1 protein-coding gene and 1 pseudogene are annotated in these 3,328 nt (G+C 58.8%); both read right to left on the bottom strand.

The window, feature by feature from the left end; all coding sequences use genetic code 11:
* Positions 1 to 107: pseudogene (locus ACGF7G_RS21760) on the bottom strand (RHS repeat-associated core domain-containing protein); the annotation flags it as partial.
* A gap of 45 nt (positions 108 to 152) precedes the next feature.
* Positions 153 to 3,328, bottom strand: a 3,176-nt coding sequence (locus tag ACGF7G_RS21755) for a DUF6531 domain-containing protein (protein ID WP_387468336.1), incomplete at its 5' end; no start/stop codon positions are given.

Below are 3,328 nucleotides of genomic sequence, written 5' to 3'. Positions count from 1 at the left end.
GGCGACAGGTACTGTCCTGTCTCTGGCGAATAATACCGGAACCGATTATAAAATAAACCACTTTCTTCGTCTTCATACTGCCCACAAAACCGAAGATTGCAGCTAACCTTCTCCTCTTTCCGGACTGGGACGGTCCAGAACTCCGGTTCGCCTCAGGTGAACAGTCGTCCCGCCCAGGCCAGTTTTCCGGCTTCCGTTAATATTTCTCGTGGGGTTCCCTGATGGTCACTGACCACATAGTGCAGTTGCCCCTGTTCATAACGCGCCGATGGGGTCAGTTTCCCCGGTTCATACAGCCAGTGAAGGCTCTGGTCATAAGCAACCGTGCCATCCGCCAGCACCGGCGTTTCTTCTATCAGCTGGTCGCCGCTCCACAGGTAATCGTAACCGATAATCGCCGTTGGTTTCAGTGTCAGGTCCGGTAACCCGTCCAGCCACCGTTGCAGGTTGGTGGCCTCCAGCCTGCTGTCCACTTCCTTGCGTTTGCTGATACGTCGGCCAAAGGCATCATAGCGATAACGCCAGCGGGTCCCCTCCGGGGTGATAAATTCGGTCAGCTGGTTATGCGCATCCCAGTGGTAACAGAATGTCCTGGGCTGGTAGCCATATTTATGAATCGTTTTTTCCGTCATTCTGCCGTTTTCATCATAACGAAAGGCATTATCGGCCCGGCGAGCCGTCCGCCCTGACTGATACTCCGGGTATTCCTTAAGGACCGGCTGACTCATATCTTCCGGTATCCGCTGGTAGTGACCGATATTCTGGTTAGCGTCATAAATGAACTGCTCTTCACGCGCCCAGGGGGTGCCGCTAAAGATAGCCAACACCACCTGGTCATTGGCGTTATACCCGTAACGGGTTTCCTCCCAGTGGCCGTCTTTGATGCATTCGACGTTGTTCGCTTGCGTGTAATACCAGTGACGGTTCACTTCACTGCCGAACGGCGGATGATGCGGGTCGGCTTCCTGCAACGCCTGCCTGAACAGCGCTGAACTGCGCCCGACAGCCTGATGGGCCAGCAGTCCGGTCGCCGTGTGATATTGCGCCTGAATAAAACCCGCATCACTGCTGCGCACGGTTTCCTGTCCCAGAGCGTCATAGTGAATATGCAGCGGCGTGTGGCCCGCCACGCCAAAACGGGTGACCTGACCGAGCGGGCCATAATCCCAGCGCAGGGCCGGCAGGGTGTCTCCCTGCCGGCTGACCGGTAAGCCACTCAGGGGATCCCATTCGTGAGTCACCGTCCGCCCGTTAATTGTCTCTGCCGTCAGGTTGCCGGATCCATCGTATTCAAATTCCACCACCACATCCGGGTTGGTGGCGCGGATAAGCTGGCCGGTAGCGTTATAGTCATATTCCGTGACCGAGACCAGCTGACACTGTTCATCTTCTTCCTGCCAGATTTCCTGCCGGGTCAGGTGGTCTTCCGGGGTGTAGCACCAGCGCAGCAGCTGATTATTCGGGTAACGGGCGATGATTTTACGTCCTGCCCTGTCGTACTGATATTGGATCGTGCGCCCGGTAAAATCGGTTTCCCCGATAATCTGCCCGGCCCGGTCGCGGGTGTAACGGTAGGTTTCCCCGGTGGCGTTAGTCACTGTGGTCAGGCGGGTTAGCTTGTCGTAGGCAAAGGTGAGGGTGGTGCCATCCGGCTGGGTGACGCCGCTCAACAGGTCGAAAGCGCCGTAACGGTAGCGGGTCACTTTGCCTTCGCCGTCCGTGACCGCAGACACGCGTCGTTCGCTGTCATAGTCAAGGGTCTGGCGGACGCCGTCTGGCCGGTGGATTTCACTGATACTGCCCGCCGGGCTGGCATGAAAGGGGCTGTGGTGATAACGGGTCTGCTGATGCAGCGCATCGGTGACAGACAGGAGTCGGCCCAGGCCGTCGGAAGCCAGTTGCGTGGTATAACCGTTCGGGGCGATCACTTCGGTTAATTGCTGCTGTTCATAGCCGTAACACCAGGTGCGGCCATCGGGCAGGACATGGCGCAGGATTTCCCCGTGCTCCCCGTGGCGGGACTCTTCCCGCCGGCCCTGCGGGTCGATCACTGAGTCCAGATTACCCCGGTCGCTATAGTGAAATCGCCAGTTTTTTCCGTCCGGCTGCGCAACCCCGGTCAGCTGACCGTATTCGTTGTAGTGGTAAGCGGTACTGTCTCCGGTCGGGGCAGTGAACCGCAGCAGTTCCCCGTACGGGCTGTATTCCAATGTGGCAGTCCGGCCCAGCGGGTCGGTTTGTGCGATTTTGTGGCCAAAGTCCCACTGGGTCAGGGTTTCATGGCCGAGCGGGTTCACTTCGCGGGTCACCAGGCCATCGGCGTTGTATTCGTAGCGGGTACAGCCCCCTTCGGCATCAAAATAGGTGGTGACGCGATGGGCGTCATCATAGTCAAAACGGTCCTGCCAGTAGCCCTGCGGGGTGGCGGTGGCGATTACCCGGCCCGCTTTATCATAGTGAATGGTGACATCGGTCTGGTCGGTGTCATGCCAGCGGGTCATGTAGCCCGGCGCGCTGTATTCATGCCACAGGTGGTGAAACTGAAACGACTCGCATTCCGCCAGGTAACCCTGATGGTCATAGCGGCAGGTGACCAGCCGCTGGCGCTGCCCCTGGTACAGCCAGTCAATGGCGGTCAGTCGCCGCTGGTCATAATGCAGCACCAGTTTCGCGCTGTCGGCATGGACGATATCCGCCAGGCACCCGGTCTCATCGTAACGAAATACGGTCCGGTTGCCGTTGCGGTCCGCTATCGTTGACAGGCAACATTTATCGTCCTGCTTCTGCGCAAAACTCAGGGTGTGCTGGGTGCGGCGGTTAAACAGGTGCAGTTCCCCGCTCAGTTGCCCGTACAGCAGATAATGCCCGGCATACAGGTTGACCGAGAAGACGTTTTCTGTCGGGGTATGAAAGGTGTAAATCACGCCTTCGCCGTCGGTGAAATGCGTCTCCTCGCCATCGCGCCTCAGGTGCTGCGACCAGTCGTCCGCCCATTGGGGGCCAAAGAGGCCGGAGAAGCTGGCGGTCGAGCGGTAGACCCGGTTCAGGGCCAGCGGCAATACGCCGGGCAGGGCGAGCACCGGCCAGACTTGCAGGAAGTCGCCGGTTGACACATCCACCGGTTCACCGGCATGGGGGGTTGTCTCGGTTGACTTGCCGGTTTTTTTCACTGAGGGAGCGGGTTCGGCCCCGGATTTCCCTTTCCCGGCGTGGCCTTTTCTGCCGAGCGGCAGCGGCAATGCGCCGGCAATGGCAATCAGCCAGCGCAGGTCTTTATTGCTTTCGGTCAGGATAGTCAGGGCATCACCGGTTTCGGCGGTCACGGCAA

This window comes from Photorhabdus sp. RM323S (genome assembly GCF_042879375.1).
In the GTDB taxonomy this organism is placed as follows: Bacteria; Pseudomonadota; Gammaproteobacteria; order Enterobacterales; family Enterobacteriaceae; genus Photorhabdus; species Photorhabdus tasmaniensis.
Note: the sequence above shows the minus strand (reverse complement) of the source record. Positions and strands in the feature narration are given on the sequence as shown.